General features: G+C 66.4%; 17 protein-coding genes and 1 pseudogene. 10 read left to right on the top strand and 8 right to left on the bottom strand.

The annotated features are described in order from the left end of the window. Positions 1-29: 29 nt before the first annotated feature. A complete protein-coding gene (locus tag HB681_RS06735) occupies positions 30-407 on the top strand; it encodes a hypothetical protein (RefSeq protein WP_213954025.1) in 378 nt (125 codons plus the stop codon). A 16-nt stretch (positions 408-423) separates the two neighbouring features. Here the strand turns inward: HB681_RS06735 and HB681_RS38685 are convergent, their stop codons facing one another. After that, entirely contained in the window at positions 424-1,254 is an 831-nt protein-coding gene (locus HB681_RS38685; protein WP_213954024.1) for a peptidoglycan-binding protein, read from the bottom strand. After that, positions 1,251-1,379 (bottom strand): hypothetical protein, encoded by a 129-nt coding sequence (locus HB681_RS37940; RefSeq protein ID WP_256734842.1) that lies wholly within the window; start codon positions 1,377-1,379, stop codon positions 1,251-1,253. The genes HB681_RS38685 and HB681_RS37940 overlap by 4 nt, the downstream gene beginning before the upstream one ends. 256 nt (positions 1,380-1,635) lie before the next feature. Here HB681_RS37940 and HB681_RS38680 point away from each other — a divergent pair. Beyond that, positions 1,636-1,758: pseudogene (locus HB681_RS38680) on the top strand (SMP-30/gluconolactonase/LRE family protein); the annotation flags it as partial. Between the two features lie 61 nt (positions 1,759-1,819). Further along, a complete protein-coding gene (locus HB681_RS06725; protein ID WP_213954023.1) occupies positions 1,820-2,719 on the top strand; it encodes a crotonase/enoyl-CoA hydratase family protein in 900 nt (299 codons plus the stop codon). Between the two features lie 9 nt (positions 2,720-2,728). Here the strand turns inward: HB681_RS06725 and HB681_RS06720 are convergent, their stop codons facing one another. From HB681_RS06720 to HB681_RS06705, 4 genes are all read right to left on the bottom strand, one after another. Then, positions 2,729-3,511 (bottom strand): 3-hydroxybutyrate dehydrogenase, encoded by a 783-nt coding sequence (locus HB681_RS06720; protein WP_213954022.1) that lies wholly within the window; start codon positions 3,509-3,511, stop codon positions 2,729-2,731. 166 nt (positions 3,512-3,677) lie between these two features. Further along, a complete protein-coding gene (locus HB681_RS06715) occupies positions 3,678-4,424 on the bottom strand; it encodes an acetoacetate decarboxylase (RefSeq protein ID WP_213954021.1) in 747 nt (248 codons plus the stop codon). A 94-nt stretch (positions 4,425-4,518) separates the two neighbouring features. After that, positions 4,519-5,646, bottom strand: coding sequence for a patatin-like phospholipase family protein (locus tag HB681_RS06710; RefSeq protein WP_213954020.1), 1,128 nt, complete (start codon positions 5,644-5,646; stop codon positions 4,519-4,521). 180 nt (positions 5,647-5,826) lie between these two features. Next, complete coding sequence (locus tag HB681_RS06705; RefSeq protein ID WP_213954019.1) at positions 5,827-6,276, bottom strand: CHRD domain-containing protein; 450 nt, start codon at positions 6,274-6,276, stop codon at positions 5,827-5,829. A gap of 124 nt (positions 6,277-6,400) precedes the next feature. Here HB681_RS06705 and HB681_RS06700 point away from each other — a divergent pair, with 124 nt between their 5' ends. From HB681_RS06700 to HB681_RS06685, 4 genes are all read left to right on the top strand, one after another. After that, positions 6,401-6,991 (top strand): chromate transporter, encoded by a 591-nt coding sequence (locus tag HB681_RS06700; RefSeq protein WP_213954018.1) that lies wholly within the window; start codon positions 6,401-6,403, stop codon positions 6,989-6,991. Between the two features lie 49 nt (positions 6,992-7,040). Then, a complete protein-coding gene (locus HB681_RS06695) occupies positions 7,041-7,640 on the top strand; it encodes a chromate transporter (protein ID WP_213954017.1) in 600 nt (199 codons plus the stop codon). Between the two features lie 24 nt (positions 7,641-7,664). After that, positions 7,665-8,636, top strand: a complete 972-nt coding sequence (locus HB681_RS06690; protein WP_213954016.1) for an aldo/keto reductase — start codon at positions 7,665-7,667, stop codon at positions 8,634-8,636. A 94-nt stretch (positions 8,637-8,730) separates the two neighbouring features. Further along, positions 8,731-8,901, top strand: a complete 171-nt coding sequence (locus HB681_RS06685) for a hypothetical protein (protein WP_213954015.1) — start codon at positions 8,731-8,733, stop codon at positions 8,899-8,901. Between the two features lie 6 nt (positions 8,902-8,907). On the opposite strand, the gene HB681_RS06680 is transcribed toward HB681_RS06685, so the two are convergent. After that, the gene (locus HB681_RS06680; protein ID WP_213954014.1) at positions 8,908-9,696 is read right to left on the bottom strand and encodes a helix-turn-helix transcriptional regulator; all 789 of its coding nucleotides are present in this window, start codon (positions 9,694-9,696) and stop codon (positions 8,908-8,910) included. Positions 9,697-9,760: 64 nt separating this feature from the next. Between HB681_RS06680 and HB681_RS06675 the strand changes: the two genes are divergently transcribed. The 3 genes from HB681_RS06675 to HB681_RS06665 are packed head-to-tail and all read left to right on the top strand — an operon-like array spanning position 9,761 to position 13,003. Continuing rightward, positions 9,761-10,234, top strand: a complete 474-nt coding sequence (locus HB681_RS06675) for a DUF3237 domain-containing protein (protein ID WP_213954013.1) — start codon at positions 9,761-9,763, stop codon at positions 10,232-10,234. Positions 10,235-10,265: 31 nt separating this feature from the next. Beyond that, on the top strand, positions 10,266-11,258 hold the full coding sequence (locus HB681_RS06670; protein ID WP_213954012.1) for a tripartite tricarboxylate transporter substrate binding protein: 993 nt from the start codon (positions 10,266-10,268) through the stop codon (positions 11,256-11,258). A gap of 23 nt (positions 11,259-11,281) precedes the next feature. Beyond that, entirely contained in the window at positions 11,282-13,003 is a 1,722-nt protein-coding gene (locus HB681_RS06665) for a tannase/feruloyl esterase family alpha/beta hydrolase (protein WP_213954011.1), read from the top strand. A 106-nt stretch (positions 13,004-13,109) separates the two neighbouring features. Here HB681_RS06665 and HB681_RS06660 read toward each other — a convergent pair whose 3' ends face one another. Beyond that, a complete protein-coding gene (locus HB681_RS06660; RefSeq protein WP_213954010.1) occupies positions 13,110-16,571 on the bottom strand; it encodes an SdrD B-like domain-containing protein in 3,462 nt (1,153 codons plus the stop codon). Positions 16,572-16,795 lie beyond the last annotated feature (224 nt).

Below are 16,795 nucleotides of genomic sequence, written 5' to 3'. Positions count from 1 at the left end.
CCTCGAGCGCAAGTTCAACCGCAGAATCGATGGCGGCGGCAGCGGGTCGCCCAATTCCGGAGGTATTCAAGTTGGCGCATTTGCGAATCTTTTTTCCGCTCGTGATGTCCTGTACGCTCGCCCAGGCCGCACCGGCCCACCGCTGTGCTGAGGATGCCTTGAAGCAGGCCAAGTCGCTGCTCTTGTTCCATGCGGGCACCGACAGCCAAGCCGATGCGGGCGTGGAGGACGGCGTCAAAGTCCTTCCTCCCTTGCGCAATCCAGTCGACCGGCGGCAGCAGTTCGATGTACTCCAGGTCCAGGGGTATGTGTATCGCGCCAGCTACCAGATGCGAGTCATCTACGCCAGGATTCCGGGCAAGTGCGTCCTGATGGGGCAGGAAATTCTCGAGCGTTCGAGTCCTTGATCTCGCCAGCCCAGGATCAGGCAGAGGCGGCGAGCGCTCCTTCGATCGCCGCCAACGTAGCCGTGTCTCGGGGACGACCATTGGGATCCAGACCTTTGCGCCGCTGGAAGCTCATCAATGCGTCGATCGACTTCTTCCCGAATGCACCGTCTGTCGCCAGGACGGGGTCGGCACCGAGCCGGTTCAATGCGTCCTGCAGCAGCGCGTTCTTCCACAGCTCCAGCTTCAGGATGCGGTCCTCCAGGCCGATCGTGCCGCCGTTGAGGTGACGCGTCGCACTTTCCACGTCATCCGCCTTGGCGGGCGCCAGGCAACCACACAGGATGAACATTGCGACGCCACATTCCAGGGCATGCTCCGGCTGGTTGACCAGCTCGGGCTGGCTGATCAGATCGAGGCCGACGAGATTGCCGAGCTTCAGGTAGTTCGCACGTCCCGTGGCCTGAGCCAGGCCTCTGCCGATGTATTTCGAGCCGTCGCTGGTGCCGGGCCGGTTGCCGTTGCGATTGCCATACACCAGGTCCATCAACTTCGTCGGGAACGCCGGGTCCCCGGCACTGCATCTGACCTTCGCCAGGCAATCCGCAGCGCTCGAAAAACGCCCGGGCCAGACTTCCGCTGCGCGTTGCGGGCTGTAGCCGATGTTTTCCGTCATCGTGCGGCCATTGCCGCATTCATGACTGAATTGCGAGATGGCATGGGCGACCAGGCGGTCGCTGGTCAAGTCGTACTTGGGGAAGACGGTGGGAGCGTCGCTGGCAATGCATTCAAGCAGTCGCTCATCAGGCTGCGGAGGGACACCGGTGTTCTGCGGCCACATCGTCTGCATCATCTTGAGAGTGATCACGTCGTCTCCTCGAAAAGGGTGAAAACAGCGGCAAAGCCGCCATTGTGGGTCGGCATGGAACGCATCTGCAAAGTCAGGTGGCTGGCTGGGGACCCGCTGTTGCTGGCGTCGTCGAAGGTCAGCATTCCCGCCAAGGCCCTCATCGGCACCGCGCAGACCTTGTTCTGCCTGGGATTGCGGACAGGCTGGGATTGAACGGCATGATCGAATCTACTGCCCTGCGGCGCCCTTTGCCTCGCCACATTTGGGGAGGCCTCATGGCCTCGTCACCGCCCCGATGCCCCAGCCGGATCTATCGATCTTCAAAAACTATCGATTGGACTGAATAGGCGCGCCACCGAAGGACGTGGTTGCCAAGCTGAACGGCGCACTCAACAAGGCATCGTCTTCGGTGGCGCGGACCGGTCCACCCTGTTCGTGACCGACTCGACGCATGGGAACATCCTGCGTGCGCGGCTGGATGCGCCGGGCGTGAGACTGCACCGCGGGGTATCACTGAGGTAGCGCAGCTCCTTGCGGCGTGAGGGCACGCCTATGATCGTTTCAGAACAATCCTGGAGACCCCATGCCCGCCTTCACCACCCTGCGCATCGACAAGGATGCCGCAGAACCCCGCATCGCCCGCCTGCTGCTGAACCGCCCCGAGCGGCTCAATGCGATCAACGACCAGACGCCGCGCGAGATCCGCGCCGCCGTCGAATGGGCCAACGATGACGACGAGGTGCATGTCATCGTCATCGAGGGCGCGGGCAAGGGCTTCTGCGGCGGCTACGACCTCTCGCAGTTCGGCGAGGGCGTGATGGACCACCCCTGCCAGCAGGAGCGCTTCCCCTGGGACCCGATGGACGACTACGCCTACATGAAGCGCAACACCGAGGACTTCATGACGCTGTGGAAAAGCGCCAAGCCCACCATCGCCAAGGTGCACGGCTACGCCGCCGCTGGCGGCAGCGACATCGCGCTGTGCTGCGACCTGCTGGTGATGGCGGAGGACGCGCGCATCGGCTACATGCCGACCCGCGTCTGGGGCTGCCCCACCACCGCGATGTGGACCTACCGCCTCGGCCCGACGCGCGCCAAGCAGCTCATGTTCACCGGCGACACCATCGACGGGCGCAAGGCCGCCGAATGGGGCCTGGCCAACGAGGTCGTACCCGCCGACCAGCTCGAAGACGCGACGATGAAGCTGGCCAGGCGCATCGCCGGCGTGCCACGCAGCCACCTCGCGATGCACAAGATGGTGGTCAACCAGGTCATGCTGACGATGGGCCTGGAGCAGAGCCAGCAGATGGCCACCGTGTTCGACGGCATCACGCGCCACAACCCCGAGGGCATGTGGTTCCGCCGCCAAGCGCAGGCCGAAGGCTTCAAGTCGGCGGTGCAATGGCGCGACAGCGGCCGGCCCATTCCGGAAGGCGACGAGGCCCGCGCGCTGATCCGCGACCACGACGCGAAACGGAAATAACCTCTCGCGCTACTGCATGAACCACCCATGGCTCACCACCAGCGACTGCCCCGTGAGCGCATTGGTCGGGAACCCCGCGAACATCAGCGCGACCTGCGCCACGTCGTCGGTCGTGGTGAACTCGCCGTCCACCGTTTCCTTCAGCATCACGTCCTTGATGACCTGCTGCTCCGTGATGCCCAGCGTCTTCGCCTGCTCCGGTATCTGCTTCTCGACCAGCGGCGTGCGCACGAAGCCGGGGCAGATCACGTTGGCGCGCACGCCATGCTTCGCACCTTCCTTCGCCACCGTCTTGCACAGCCCGATGAGCCCGTGCTTGGCCGTGACGTAGGGCGCCTTCAGCAGCGAAGCCTCCTTGGAATGCACCGAGCCCATGTAGATCACGCTGCCGCCGCGCCCCTGCGCATACATGTGCTTGAGGCAGGCCTTGGTCGTGAGAAACGCGCCGTCGAGGTGGATCGCGAGCATCTTCTTCCAGTCGGCGAAAGTGAACTCCTCGACCGGGTGCACGATCTGGATGCCGGCGTTGCTGATCAGGATGTCGATGCCGCCGAAGGCCGCTGCGCCCTCCTCGACCGAGGCATTGACCTGGTCCTCGTTGGTCACGTCCACGCCGACGCCGATGGCCTGTGCACCGGTGGCCTTGAGCTCCTCGGCGGTCGCGACCGCAGCGTCCTTGTTGAGGTCGGCAATGATGATCTTCGCCCCCTCCTTCGCGAAGACGATGGCGATCTCCTTGCCGATGCCGCTGGCCGAGCCGGTGATGTAGGCGACCTTGTCCTTTAGTTGCATGGTGAGTCCTTTGGGTGGTTGTTCAGATGTGGGCGCGGGAATGCGGGTACCGAACGCAGAAGTCGCAAAAGAAAAACCGAAAAAATCTGATTGGTTTTCTTCTGCGACTTCTGCGTAACTTTTGACTTCCTTCTGCGTTCGGCTGTCCGAATTCCTGCCCGATGAGCTACTTCAAATAATCGAGTTCAACAGTGCCGAGCGCCAGCGTCATGTCGGCGATGTAGTGCAGGGCCGAGACCACCTCCAGCACCGGCAGCGACGCCACGGGCGCGAGCGCATGCGGGTGCAGTTCGAGCGCGGCGGGCCCGGTCCAGGCGCCCTTGAGGTCGATGTCGACCATGTGATAGCGCACCAGTTCGCAGATGCGCGGCGTACCGTCCACATGCGGAATGATCTTGAGCAGGAAGTTGGGTTGCGCGAGCGCCGCAAGAAGCGGACCGGGCTCCGCCGCGCGGTGCTTGAAACCCATCGTGGCCGAGGCCACGCGCACTTTCCCGTAGTCGAGCGTGCCGACGATGGTGTCGATCTCGTAGTCGAGCGTCGGCGTCGCCAGCTTCTTCGGAAAACCCCAGAGCTCGCGTCCGCCGGCGATCGGGGGATGGTCGTTCAGGTACATCGCATGGGTGTAGTTGCCCTGCTCCAGCCCCTTGCCGGTGCGCAACTGCACCGGAATGACCTGGCCGGACTCGGTGTAGTCGCCGAAGCCGGTGGAGTCGGGCATGCGGATGAATTCGTACTTCACCAGCGGCTCGGCCACCTCCAGCGGCTCGGGCACCACGGCGCGCAGGGCGTCCATGTCGGTGCGGTAGGTGATGACCACGAACTCGCGTTGCATGAACCTGTAGGGCCCGGGCGGAAACGCCGGGCTGGTGGCCGGCATGGCGAATGCCTTGCGCACGTCATCGATCTTCATGGGTGGTTCTTTCGTTGAACAGGAGCCCACTCTCGGCCGCCCCGCTTAGCTGAACCTGATCTGCGCGAGGATCGCGGCCTTCGCCTACAACCGCCTACATCGGGCGCTTCACGCGAACCTGCCCCGGCTCGCCGAGGTCGAAGGTCGTGACGCCGTTGGTCTGCACGTCGCCTCGCAGCGCCTCGGGGTGCCGCAGCGTGCAGATCATGTCGCGCGCGCCGGCCTTCCAGTGCTCCTCGACCGTGATGCGCGAGAACTCGTAATCCTTCGAGTCGCGCTCGTAGGGCTTGTCACGGTAGATCAGGTGGAAGATGTCGATCGGCTGGTGCGTGAGTTGCGCCTGCACCGCCTGCACGCTGGCGTCGTCGCGCAGCGCAGGCGGCAGCTTGCCGATCAGGTCGGCAATCGCCTGCTGCAGGTTGACGTTGGCCGCCAGCGCATCGGTGTTCATGCGGGTGCGGCTCGAATAGGTGATGTCCTTCTGCCGCTCCAGCACCTCGGAGATGTTGGTCGGCATCGGCCCCTGGGCATTGAACAGGTCGACCTGCAGCACCACCAGCGGCTCGCTGCTCGGCTGGTTGTCGAGCACGTATTGCAGCGGCGTGTTGGAAACGATCCCACCGTCCCAGTAGGGCTGCCCATCCACTTCCACCGGCGCAAAGCCGGGCGGCAGCGCGCCGCTGGCCATGATGTGCTCGGGCCCGATCTTCTGCGTGGTGTTGTCGAAGTAGACGGAGTTGCCACTGAGTACGTTGACCGCGCCAACGCTCAGGCGCACCTCCCTGGCTTTATCGTTGATGCGGTCGAAGTCGACCAGGCGCTCCAGCGTTTCCTTCAGCGGCGTGGTGTCGTAGTAGCTCAGGAGCGGGGCTGCGCCACCCAACAGCAGCGCGGGCGTGATGCGCGGCCGGAAGAAGCCGGGGATGCCGAAGATCGAAGCGGCATTGGCGCTCCACTGGTTGAGCAAGGCGCGGTCGCCCGCCCAACCGGGCAGGCGCTGCGACGGCCCGGAAGACACCAGCGCCCAGAATTCGCGCAGGCGCTCCGAACGCTTCTCCGGCGCGTTGCCGGCGATCAATGCAGCGTTGATCGCGCCGATGGAAACGCCGGCGATCCATTGCGGCTCATGACCGTGCCGGCTCAGCGCCTCGTACACGCCGGCCTGGTAGGAGCCCAGTGCGCCGCCGCCCTGCAACACCATCACCTTGCGGGCGACGCTCATGTCGGGGAGCTTGAATGCGGGGGCCGGGGCGGCGGCCTGGATAGCCTTGAGTGCCTTGGCGGTCTTTGTGGCCGGGACGGATTGGGGTTGGCTGGATCGGGACTTATTGGCTGCGGGTGTGCTCATGCCGTCATTGGACACCCGTAGCGCTTAGGCGAGCCTGACAGGGCTCGCCCGGACTCACATCTTCGGCAGCATCTGTCCGCGGATCTCGCCGCCGGGGTTGGCGGCCGTGTGCACATTGGCATACCAGCGGCCGGCCATGAGGTCGGCCGCCTGCGCTGGCGTGAGCGTGGCCTGGCCCTCGATGGGACTTGACGGGTTGGCAAAGGGCAGCACCACGCCGGCATTGGAACCGGCAACCGCCGGGCCGTGGAAATGCGCGGCCGTGGCCGGACCGCTCAGGCCGTCATAGGTGATCTTGTACTTGAGCACGTTGGTGTCCTTGTTGAGCCAGGCTTCCGCCGTGCCGCTGCCGCGCGTCATGTTGGGGGGCACCTCGCTCGCCGCGTTCATGGCCCCGCTGAAGGATGCGGTCTTGGACCCTCCCATCATTCCGCAGCCCACCAGGGCCACGGTGGCCAGGCCGGCCAGCAGGGAAGCGCGCAGATAAATACCGTATCGGTTCATGGTGTCGACTCCTTCGTGATTGAAGCGCAACAGCATAGACCTGCGTCGCGGAAAGCCCGTGTCGGCCACTGCCGCGACTTCCCTGTCCGCACGCGCCGCGCAGGTCCGAACCATAATCGGGCGCATGCCTTCAGCCCCTGCCGGCGCGGCCCCCTCGGCCGAACTCGCCCGACCCGAATCCCCTCGCGACCTGTTTGTTTCCTTCACCTGGCTGGCGCTGCAAGGCTTCGGCGGCGTACTGGCCGTGGTGCAACGCGAGATGGTCGAGAAGAAGCGCTGGCTCAGCCCCGACCAGTTCCTCGAGGACTGGGCCGTGGCCCAGGTGCTGCCCGGCCCCAACGTGATCAACCTGGCGCTGATGATCGGCGACCGCTACTTCGGGCTGCGTGGCGCCATCGCCGCGCTCGCCGGCATGCTGGCGGTGCCGCTGGTGGTGATCCTCGCGCTGGCCATCCTCTATGCACAGTACGCCGGTCATCCGCAAGTGGCGGGCGCCTTGCGCGGCATGGGCGCGGTGGCGGGTGGCCTGATTGCGGCCACCGGCATCAAGCTCGTGCCGCAGTTGCGGCGCAACCCGCTGGGCTTCGGCGTGTGCCTCGCTTTCGTCACCCTGGTCGCCATCGCCATCGCGGCGCTGCGCTGGCCCTTGCTGTGGGTGCTGGTGGCATTCGGCGGCACCGCATGCGTCTGGACCTGGCGGAGGATTCCGGCATGAGCGCAGCGCCGGGCCGCGAGGACACGCCATTCCCACGCGTGGGGGCCACATGACCATCGTCATGGAATGGCACGACTGGCTGGGCCTCTTCGCCCAGTACATGATGCTGTCGCTGCTGTCGATCAGCGGCGCCATCACCACGGTGCCCGACATGCACCGCTACCTCGTGGCCCAGCACCACTGGCTGACCGACGCGCAGTTCACCTCGTCCGTGGCCATCGCGCAGGCCGCACCCGGGCCCAACGTGCTGTTTGTCGCACTGATGGGCTGGAACGTCGGCATCAACGCCGGCGGAGGGCTGGCCGCCGGCTGGCATGCGTGGCCGCTCGGCTTGCTGGGCCTCGCGACCACGATGACCGGCATCATGCTGCCCAGCACCACCCTCACCTACCTGGCCACGCGCTGGGGGCACCGCAATCGCGAGAAGCGCGGCGTGCGGGCCTTCAAGCAGGGCATGGCGCCGGTCGTCGTCGGCCTGCTGATCGCGACCGGATGGGTGCTCGCCAACAGCAACCGCGCCGGCGACACGCCCGCGTGGCACCTGTGGCTGGTGAGCGGCGTAGCCGCGCTCATCGTCTGGCGCACGCGCATCCACCTGCTCTGGCTGCTGGGCGCCGGTGCGCTGCTCGGCGCCTTCGGCTTCGTTTGATGATCACTTCCAAGGACTCTTGACATGCAACTGCGTTCCCTCGGCCGCTCCGACCTGAAGGTCTCCCCGCTCGCCTTCGGCGGCAACGTGTTCGGCTGGACCATCGACGAGGCGCTTTCGTTCCGCCTGCTCGATGCCTGGCTCGACGCCGGCTTCAACTTCATCGACACAGCCGACGTGTACTCGAGCTGGGTGCCTGGCCACACCGGCGGCGAGTCCGAGACCATCATCGGCAAGTGGCTCAGGCAGACCGGCAAGCGCAACCGCGTGGTGCTCGCCACCAAGGTCGGCAAACCGATGGGCGAAGGCAAGGTCGGCCTCGCGCCGGCCTACATCCGCGAGGCGGTAGACGCGTCGCTTCGCCGCCTGCAGACGGACCACATCGACCTCTACCAGTCGCACGACGACGATGCCAATACGCCGCTGGCCGATTCGCTCGGCGCCTTCGGCGAACTCGTCAAGGCCGGCAAGGTGCGCGCGATCGGCGCCTCCAACTACACCGCGCCGCGGCTGGCCGAGGCACTGGACGTGGCCGAGCGCAACAGCCTGCCGCGCTACGAGAGCCTGCAGCCGCTCTACAACCTCTACGACCGCGCGGTGTTCGAGGAGGCACTGGAGCCGCTGTGCATCGAGCGCGGCGTGGGCGTCATCAACTTCTATGCGCTGGCCGCTGGCTTCCTCACCGGCAAGTACCGCAGCGAAGCCGACGCGGCCAAGAGCAAGCGCGGCGGCAGCACGACGAAGAAGTACCTCAACGCGCGCGGCCTTCGCATCCTCGACGCACTGGACGCGGTTGCAGGGCCGCTCGGCGCCACGCCGGGCCAGGTCGCCATCGCATGGCAGATCGCGCGGCCGGGCATCACCGCGCCGATCGCGAGCGCCACGTCGATGCAGCAGCTGGACGAACTGGTGAAGGCCGCGCAATTGAAGCTCGCGCCCGAAGCCATCGCGGCGCTGGACGCGGCCAGCAGCGAGGCCGGGGCGACGACCCGGTAGGCTCGCTCCGACAGCGACTGGCGGCAAAGGCCGGGTGCGTGCGAGCGGCCCGGACATGAATACTTCGGAGCACTACAGCTCACGGAGAAGAACCATGTCCTTTGCCCTCTACATGATCGGCTTTCTGATTTTCCTCGGCGGCATCGTCTGGGGTGCGTCGGTCGCCGGCGTGCCCACGCTCTACATCGGGATCGGCGCACTGGTCATCCTCGGCATCGGCATCTTCAGCGCCGTCGGCCGCACGCGCAGCAAAGACCCATCCTGACGCGGATCAGGACGCACCGCGCTCGAGCATCAACGCGAACAACTCGTTGCGGAAGTGGATGCCAAGCCGGCCGAAGGCGCGGTTGCGGTAGGTCTTGACGGTGGGCACACCGAGGCCGAGGTCCGCCGCGATGCCTTCCTGCGTCATGCCCTGCAGCAGGCGCACGCACACATCGATTTCCCGGGCCGTCAGGTCCGGCTGCAGCAGTCGCAGGCGGTCGCTCATGCGCGCAAGCGGCTGCAGTTGCGGCTGCACCTGCGCGAGCGCGATGTGCTTGCGGGCCAGGGCCATCAGCAGCCCACCCAGGCGGCCGAATTCGGCCAGTTGCCCGTCGCTCAGCGGGCGCTGGTGCTGGTGGCGATAGAAGTTGACCGCGAAGATCCCACGGTCGCTTTCTTCCTGCACCACCGAAACGCGCTCCGCCACGCCGTGTGCCTCATAAACCTTGGCGCGATGCTCGGCGGGCACTTCAGGCGCGGTGATGTGGCACAGGCGCAGGCCCGCTTCCGGCGCCGACGCGCCATCGCTCGCGGGACGCAGCGTCCGGTCGACGGCAATCGGGCCTGAAAGGTAGGCCCTCCAGCAGTCGCGCGTGGTGTCGGGCACGCCGAGGCTGGCACTGAGGAAGATGGCTGGCAGCGTGCCGGTCCGGTACACCGACACCGAGTTCACGGGCAAGGTATCGCGCAGGTCCCCGAGCAGTGTTTCGCCGAAGCGTCCTTCGCCCAGCGCGAACACCGTGTCCGCCAGCGCATTGCCGGCGGTGGAGGCGGGGTCGGGCTTCCAGGAGCGCATGAGGGTTGTCCCGTCATCTTCGCGGATGACAGGCGGGCATTGTCGCCCGACTTACGCTCGGGGCATGCCCATCGACCCGCTCGCCCCTCCCACCCTCGACCACTTCGCCGACCTGCATGTCGATGTCGGAACGCCCCAGGTGCTCGGACACGGGCCAGGCGGCCTCCGGCGCGTGGTGCCGATCCTCGGCGGCAGCGCCACCGGCGCCGGCTGGCGTGCGCGGGTGCTGACCGGCGGCAGCGACTTCCAGTTGATCGTCAGCGACACGCTGTCCATCCTGGACGCGCGCTACGGCCTCGAGACCGAGGCCGGCGACCTGATCTACGTTCAGAACCATGCCGTGCGCGCCGCCCCGGCCGCGGTGATGGCCGCCCTGCTGCGCGGCGAGCCGGTCGACCCGGCAAGCATCTACTTCCGCTGCACGCCGCACTTCGAGACCGCGGCGCCCGCACTGCGCTGGATCAACGAGCGCCTGTTCGTCGGTGTCGGCGTGCGGCACCCGGCGCAGGTGGTGATGCGCTTCTTTGCATTGAATTGAGCCCTGCCGATATTTCCGGAGACCAGAACCCATGCCCCGCCTCATCCGCCGCCGCAGCCTCGCGGCCGCAATCGCCCTCGCCACTGCCATGCTCGCGCCGCACGCGTTCGCGCAGTCAACGGCCTATCCCACCCATCCAGTGCGCATCATCGTCGGCTTCGCGGCCGGCACCGGACCCGACATCGTCGCGCGCCTGCTCGCGCAGAAGCTCTCCGAAGCCTGGGGCGGCCAGGGTGTCATCGTCGACAACAAGCCCGGTGCTGGCGGCCTCATCGCGGCCAGCGAAGCCGCACGCGCCCAGCCCGACGGCTACACGCTGATGCTCGGCGAGACCGGCCAACTCAGCATCGCGCCCAGCAGCTACAACAAGCTGCCCTACGACCCGCAGAAGGACTTCGTGCCGGTGAGCCAGGTCGTGACCTCGGACTTCGTGCTGCTGGTCAATCCACAGAAGGTGCCGGCGAAGAACGTCAAGGAATTCGCGGCCTGGACGCAGCAACAGAAAGGGCTGTTCCTGGCCACCTTCGGGACAGGGACGCCGGGCCACTTCGGCGCCTACATGTTCGGCGAAGCGGTGAAGCAGAAGCCAGAGCCGGTGCACTACAAGACGCCCACCGATGCGCTGGGCGGCCTGTTCAGCGGCGACGTGCAGGGCGTGTTCGCGAGCGTCGCGCTGGCCGCGCCCAACGTGAAGTCGGGCAAGCTGGCCGCACTGGGCACCACCGGCGCCACGCGCAGTCCTGCTCTGCCCGACGTGCCGACCATCAAGGAACAGGGCTACCCGACGCTGGCCTTCAACTCCTGGTTCGGCATCGTCGCGCCGGCGAAGACACCGCCGGAGATCGTTGCCAAGCTCAGCGCCGACATCCAGAAAGCTGTCAGCTCGCCCGAAGGCAGGCAGAGAATCGAGGACGCCGGCTTTCGGGTGACCGGCACCACGGGCGCCGAGTTCGGCCGCATCATCGCGGCCGATACGGTGACCTGGGGCAAGGCCGTCGCGGCCACCGGGTTCAAGGCCGATTGAACCCAGCTTCATGGAGCACTGACATGCACACATCGCCTTTCCACGCCCCCTTGTCCGTGTTGGCCGCTGCGGCCCTGCTCGCGGCCTGCAGCAGCCCGTCGGACACCCGACCGGCTTCGGCCACCGCGCCAACGGCCTGCGCGCAACTCGCCGCCACCGCCGTTCCCGGCACGCGCATCACGCTCACCGAATCGGTGGCCGCCGGCAGCATCCAACTCACCGGCGTTCAACCCGGCACACCCGGCTCGCAAGCCCCGGTGCCGGCGCATTGCCATGTGCAAGGCAACATCAACGAGCGCACCGGCATCGACGGCAAGCGCTACGCGATCGGCTTCGACCTGCGCATGCCTTCTCAATGGAACGGCCGTTTCTTCTTCCAGGGCGGCGGCGGCACCGACGGCACCTTGCGCGACGCGGTCGGCGTGCTGACCGGGGGCGGCAACACGAGCAACGCGCTGTCGCAAGGCTATGCCGTGGTCTTCACCGACACCGGCCACCGCGACGAGCCCGGCCCCAACGGTCCGTACCAGTTCGGGCTCGACCCGCAGGCGCGCATCGACAACGGCTACAACTCGATGGCCGAGACCGGCCGCGTGGCCAAGGCGCTCATCGGCACGCACTACGGCCGCGCACCGCAGCGCTCGTACTTCGTCGGCTGCTCCAACGGCGGTCGACAGGCGATGATGATGACGCAGCGCTACCCCGACATGTTCGACGGGATCATCGCTTCCGCGCCCGCCTACCGCGTGCCGCTGGCCTCGGTGCAGGCGGTGTACGACACGCAGCTCTTCGCGAAGGCGGCGGCCCAGAACGCGCCGCTCGTCGACGGTCGGCCGGTGTTGTCGAAGGCCTTCTCGACCGCCGACATGAAGCTGCTCACCAACGAGGTGCTCAACCAGTGCGACGCGCTCGATGGCCTGAAGGACGGCATCGTCGCCAACTTCCCCGCGTGCAGGTTCAAGCCCGAAACATTGAAGTGCACCGGCGCCAAGACCGACCAGTGCCTCACCGGCACGCAGGTCGACGCCATCACGAAGTCGTTCGCGGGCGTGAGGGACTCCAGCGGCAAGCTGCTCTATTCCGACTGGGTCTTCGACGCCGGCCTGCATTCCCCGGAATGGACGCGCTGGCGCTTCGGCGACTCGCCCACCGCGACGTCGAACGCGCGCAACATCATCCTGATGACCGGCGGCCTGGCGATGTTCTTCACCACGCCGCCGACGGTGACGAACGACTTCTGGTCGTATGCGATGGCTTTCGACTTCGACCGCGACGCGCCCAAGGTCTACGCCACCAACGCCACTTTCCGCGAATCGTCGATGCGCTCCGTGGCCGCCGATTCGACCGACGTCGACGCCTACGTGAAGCATGGCGGCAAGCTGCTGTTCTTCCACGGCCAGAGCGACCCGGTCTTCTCGATCAACGACACCATCCGCTACGTCGACGGCCTGCGCCAGCGCTACGGCACGCGCACCGATGACATTGCGCGCTTCTTCCCCGTGCCCAACATGGCGCACTGCTCGGGCGGCCCGGCCACCGACCAGTACGACGGGCTCACCGCGCTGGTGAACTGGGTGGAAAAAGGCGAGGCGCCCAGCCGCATCGTGGCCCGCGCGCGACCCCAGAACCCCGACGTGACGACGCCTGGCCGCACCCGCCCGCTGTGCGCGTGGCCGATGCAGCCGCGGTACAACGGTGCCGGCAGCATCGAGGACGCCGCGAGCTTCAGTTGCCGCATGCCCTGAGGCCACATTCGGCCCCATGAAAAAAGCCGCGCGGCTCGTGGGCTGCGCGGCTTCTCGTTCATGACGACAGGCCTGGGCTCGGCGCCCGGCCCGTGTCCTGGCCTGCTCAGGCCGATGCGACGTGCACTTCGTTGCCCGCCTGCATCGCCGCCGTCAGCTTGCGCAGCACTTCGGCGGCATCGCCGTAGTCCGGCGCAGTGGCTGCATCGTTGGCTGCGGACGCCTGGGTCGAGCCCACGCTGCCCAGCACGCCATCCAGCGAGCCGTCGCCCAGCAGGTCGGCCATGCTCACGCCCGACAGTCCTGCCGCCTTCGCGTCCTCGCCCGAGACCGCGAAGTACACGTCGGTCATGTCGACCTGCTGGCCACCGGCCAGCGTCGCGCTGCTGCGCTCCAGGTGCAGGTTGCCCTGCGCGTCGATCTCCGGCACGTCCGTGTGGGCCACCTTGAGGCTGTCGACACCGGCTTGCGCCAGCGTCATCAGCTCGCCCGCGTCGGTGACGTGATTGCCGTTGGCGTCGCGCCAGACCGTCAGCTCGTTGAAACGCGCATCCTTCGCGTCGACCACGCCGTCGCCGTTGCTGTCGAAGCTCGCCAGCTTCGCAAAGCCAGCGCCCTTGGCAGTGCCGCCGAACAGCTCCGAAACACTGTCGATGGTGCCGTTGTGGTTGTTGTCCACCGCCAGGAACGCATCGCCCGAGGAGATCCAGCCCGACTTCACAGCCGTGCCGTTGCCCAACAGGTCGAAGCTGCCTTGCGCATCGAAGCGGCTCACCGTGTGAATGCCATTGCCGTCCAGGTCCAGCACGATCGGCGTGATGCCGGCGTCCCAGGTCAGGTCGGTCTGGCCGGCGGCGAGCGCGAAATAGGCCGTGTATGCCGTGTTCGTGGTGCTGTAGGCATCCGCGTCGATCGCGTCGTTGGTGCCGACATCCTGTGCCGCGAAGTTCCAGCCGTCCTTTTCGAACATGACGCGGTAGTTGCCAGCCTCCACGTTGTTGAAACGGTACAGCCCATCGGTGTCCGTCACCATCGAGGCGATGGTCTGGCCGCTGGCGTTTTGCAGCGACACGCGCACATTGCCCCAGCCGGGGTTGTTGGCTTGCTGCAGGCCGTCGTGGTCGAAGTCCCAAAACACCTTGTCCCCCACGGCGCCCTTGACGGATGCATGCAGGCCAGCATCGACAGTCATGTTGCTCTGGCCGGCCGCCAGGGTGATGACGTCGGTCACGCCGGTGTTGATGTTGACGTCGGAATCGACCGTGTCGGCGCCCTTGTCCTTGCCCGACCACTCGTACCCGTCCACGGCCATGAAGCGAACCTGATACTGTCCCGCCGCCAGGCCGGTGAACTGGTAGTTGCCGTTGGCATCCGTCGTCGTCGTGGCGATGACGGCGTTCTGGGTCATGTCATCGCCATTTACGGTATTGAGCGCGGCTGCGTTGTACCGGGTGGCGTCGAGCAGCTTGACGACGACACCGGCCTTGCCGGCTTCACCGGCATCCTGCACGCCGTTGTTGTTGGCATCGATCCACACGCGGTCGCCCAGGGAAGCCTTGCCTGCCACCACCGGGGCGGCATTGCGGATGCCGGCATCGATGTCGGTACGGTCCTGGCCGGCCGCGAGCGTGAAGGTCTGCGTCGAGCCATTCAGGCCGACCACGTCGCTGTCCTGCGTGTCGTAGCCGTTGGCGCCATAGTTGGCAGTCGTGAACTGCTGGCCCTCGCCAAGCCCGTTGAAGACGACTCGGTAGTTGCCCGCCTCCACGTTCGTGAACAGGTACTTCCCGTTGCTGTCGGTGAGTTGGTTTCCGAGGGCCACGTCGTCGCCAGTACCAAAAGTGCCGTCCGCGCCCGCGCTTCTCAACGTGACGAGAATCCCCGCCATGCCGGTATTGCCATCGTTCTGCAGGCCGTCGCCGTTCTTGTCGAACCAGACCGTGTCACCGATGCTGCCCGTGCGGCTCGCCACCCCGATGTCGACGCTGGTGTTGTAGTCGCCTGCCTTGAGCGTCACGGCGTCGGTGTAGCCGGTGATGCGGTTGGCATTGAAGATGTTGACATCCGAATCCACCGCATCATTGCCGCCCACATTGCGGCGCGTGAAGTCCTGCGTTGCCGCGTTGAGGCCGCTGCCGTCGAGGCGCACGCTGTAGGTGCCGGGCGCCAGGTCATTGAACCTGTAGTTGCCGTTCCCATCGGTGGTCGTGCTCTTGCCGGTGTAAACGTCATCCGCCGTACCAGCGAACCCGTCCGCACCGACGGTGTAGAGCTTCAGACCGACGTTGGCAATGCCGGTTTCACCGGCGTCCTGGAGGCCGCTGCGATTGGCGTCGTTCCAGACGCGATCGCCCAAAGTCGCGGTCAGCGCCTTGAAGCCCGCGTCCGCCGTCGTGTTGACCTGGCCCGAGCTGAGGGTGTACGTGCCGGTGAAGCCGTTGACGCCGGCGTCCGAGTCGAGCGCATCATTGCCCACGTTGGCCGTGCTCAGCAGCGTGCCGTCGGCGGAGGTGAACTTCACGACATAGTCGCCCGGCTTCAGGCCGGTGAAGTTGTAGTTGCCGTTGGCGTCCGTGGTCTGCGTCGCGACGACGGTGCCGGGTGCGCCGTTCACCGAGGTGTACAGCTCGACCTTCACGCCCGCCTTGCCCGCTTCGCCCGTGTCCTGCACGCCATTGCCGTTGGTGTCGATCCACACCTTGTCGCCGATACGGGCGTACTTGTAGAAGCCGGAGTCGACCGTGGCGTTGTACTCGCCGGGGGCGAGCTTGATGATGCTGGACAGCGCGCCATCGCTGTCGGTGCCGGAGGCGGCGTTGCCGTCCACCTGGCGCGGGCTGGCTGCGTCGTAGCCGCTGGGGCTGACGAAACGCACCTGGTAGCTCAGGCCCGGCGTCAGGCCCTTGAAGCTGTAGTTGCCGTTGGCATCCGTGGTGGTGATGCCGAGCACCTCGTTGGCACCGACGAACTGGCCGTCGCCGTTGACGTCCCGCACGAGTTGCACGGTGGCGCCGGCGATGCCGGCCTCGCCCGCGTCCTGGATGCCGTCCGCGTCGGCGTCATGCCAGACGCGGTCGCCAAGCTTGGCCGCCTTGGTCTCGACGATGAGGTTCTGGTCGTGGATCTGCGCCCCCGTCACCGGGTCGATGACCACGGCGATGATCTGGCCCGCATCGGCCACGAAGTCGTTGTGGCTCAGCGCCAGGTCGGCCAGCCCGTTGGGGATCGAGAAGTCCTGTGCGACCAGTTGCCAGATGGTCTCTTGCACCGACTGGGCCGAATAGCCCGACGTTCCGCTGCGGTAGTAGTTGAGCAGCCAGTTGATGGCGCCCTCCTGCTCGAAGCCGTTGTCGGCGGCCACTTCGAAGCCCGGATAACCGAAGCCCGAGTACACGTAGCCGCTGTTGTAGTCCAACCTGACCAACGGCTGGATGCACCAGCCGTCCAGCACGGTGCCCGAGGGCCCGAGCGGCGAGGCGGCATTGAACAGGACATCGTAGTAACTGTCATTGCCGGGCGATGCCGGCTTTGCAATGACGATGGGCGAAGAAAAATAGGCAGTTGCCATGTCGAGCGATCCTTGTCTCAGGTCAACAAACCCGATGCACGACGGCAGTCGAAGCGGGCCTCGACCGGCACATGCACCGGCATGCAGGATGAACAAGGGTGATGTGCGATTGCGCTCTTCCGGCGCCCGCCACGCGCACCCGGACGGGTCGCGCGCGATGAACGAGGGCTTCCGCCGGTCACACGCGAGTGCGCCGCAAGCCTGCTCTCCATCCCCCCTGCCAA

Source organism: Variovorax sp. dw_954, from assembly GCF_018449755.1.
In the GTDB taxonomy this organism is placed as follows: domain Bacteria; phylum Pseudomonadota; class Gammaproteobacteria; order Burkholderiales; family Burkholderiaceae_C; genus Variovorax.
Note: the sequence above shows the minus strand (reverse complement) of the source record. Positions and strands in the feature narration are given on the sequence as shown.

Coding starts and splice junctions, on each gene's coding strand:
- HB681_RS06735 (WP_213954025.1), top strand. CDS start 30: ATGGCGGCGGCAGCGGGTCGCCCAATTCCGGAGGTATTCAAGTTGGCG.
- HB681_RS37940 (WP_256734842.1), bottom strand. CDS start 1,379: ATGCTGACCTTCGACGACGCCAGCAACAGCGGGTCCCCAGCCAGCCAC.
- HB681_RS06725 (WP_213954023.1), top strand. CDS start 1,820: ATGCCCGCCTTCACCACCCTGCGCATCGACAAGGATGCCGCAGAACCC.
- HB681_RS06720 (WP_213954022.1), bottom strand. CDS start 3,511: ATGCAACTAAAGGACAAGGTCGCCTACATCACCGGCTCGGCCAGCGGC.
- HB681_RS06715 (WP_213954021.1), bottom strand. CDS start 4,424: ATGAAGATCGATGACGTGCGCAAGGCATTCGCCATGCCGGCCACCAGC.
- HB681_RS06710 (WP_213954020.1), bottom strand. CDS start 5,646: ATGAGCGTCGCCCGCAAGGTGATGGTGTTGCAGGGCGGCGGCGCACTG.
- HB681_RS06705 (WP_213954019.1), bottom strand. CDS start 6,276: ATGAACCGATACGGTATTTATCTGCGCGCTTCCCTGCTGGCCGGCCTG.
- HB681_RS06700 (WP_213954018.1), top strand. CDS start 6,401: ATGCCTTCAGCCCCTGCCGGCGCGGCCCCCTCGGCCGAACTCGCCCGA.
- HB681_RS06695 (WP_213954017.1), top strand. CDS start 7,041: ATGACCATCGTCATGGAATGGCACGACTGGCTGGGCCTCTTCGCCCAG.
- HB681_RS06690 (WP_213954016.1), top strand. CDS start 7,665: ATGCAACTGCGTTCCCTCGGCCGCTCCGACCTGAAGGTCTCCCCGCTC.
- HB681_RS06685 (WP_213954015.1), top strand. CDS start 8,731: ATGTCCTTTGCCCTCTACATGATCGGCTTTCTGATTTTCCTCGGCGGC.
- HB681_RS06680 (WP_213954014.1), bottom strand. CDS start 9,696: ATGCGCTCCTGGAAGCCCGACCCCGCCTCCACCGCCGGCAATGCGCTG.
- HB681_RS06675 (WP_213954013.1), top strand. CDS start 9,761: ATGCCCATCGACCCGCTCGCCCCTCCCACCCTCGACCACTTCGCCGAC.
- HB681_RS06670 (WP_213954012.1), top strand. CDS start 10,266: ATGCCCCGCCTCATCCGCCGCCGCAGCCTCGCGGCCGCAATCGCCCTC.
- HB681_RS06665 (WP_213954011.1), top strand. CDS start 11,282: ATGCACACATCGCCTTTCCACGCCCCCTTGTCCGTGTTGGCCGCTGCG.
- HB681_RS06660 (WP_213954010.1), bottom strand. CDS start 16,571: ATGGCAACTGCCTATTTTTCTTCGCCCATCGTCATTGCAAAGCCGGCA.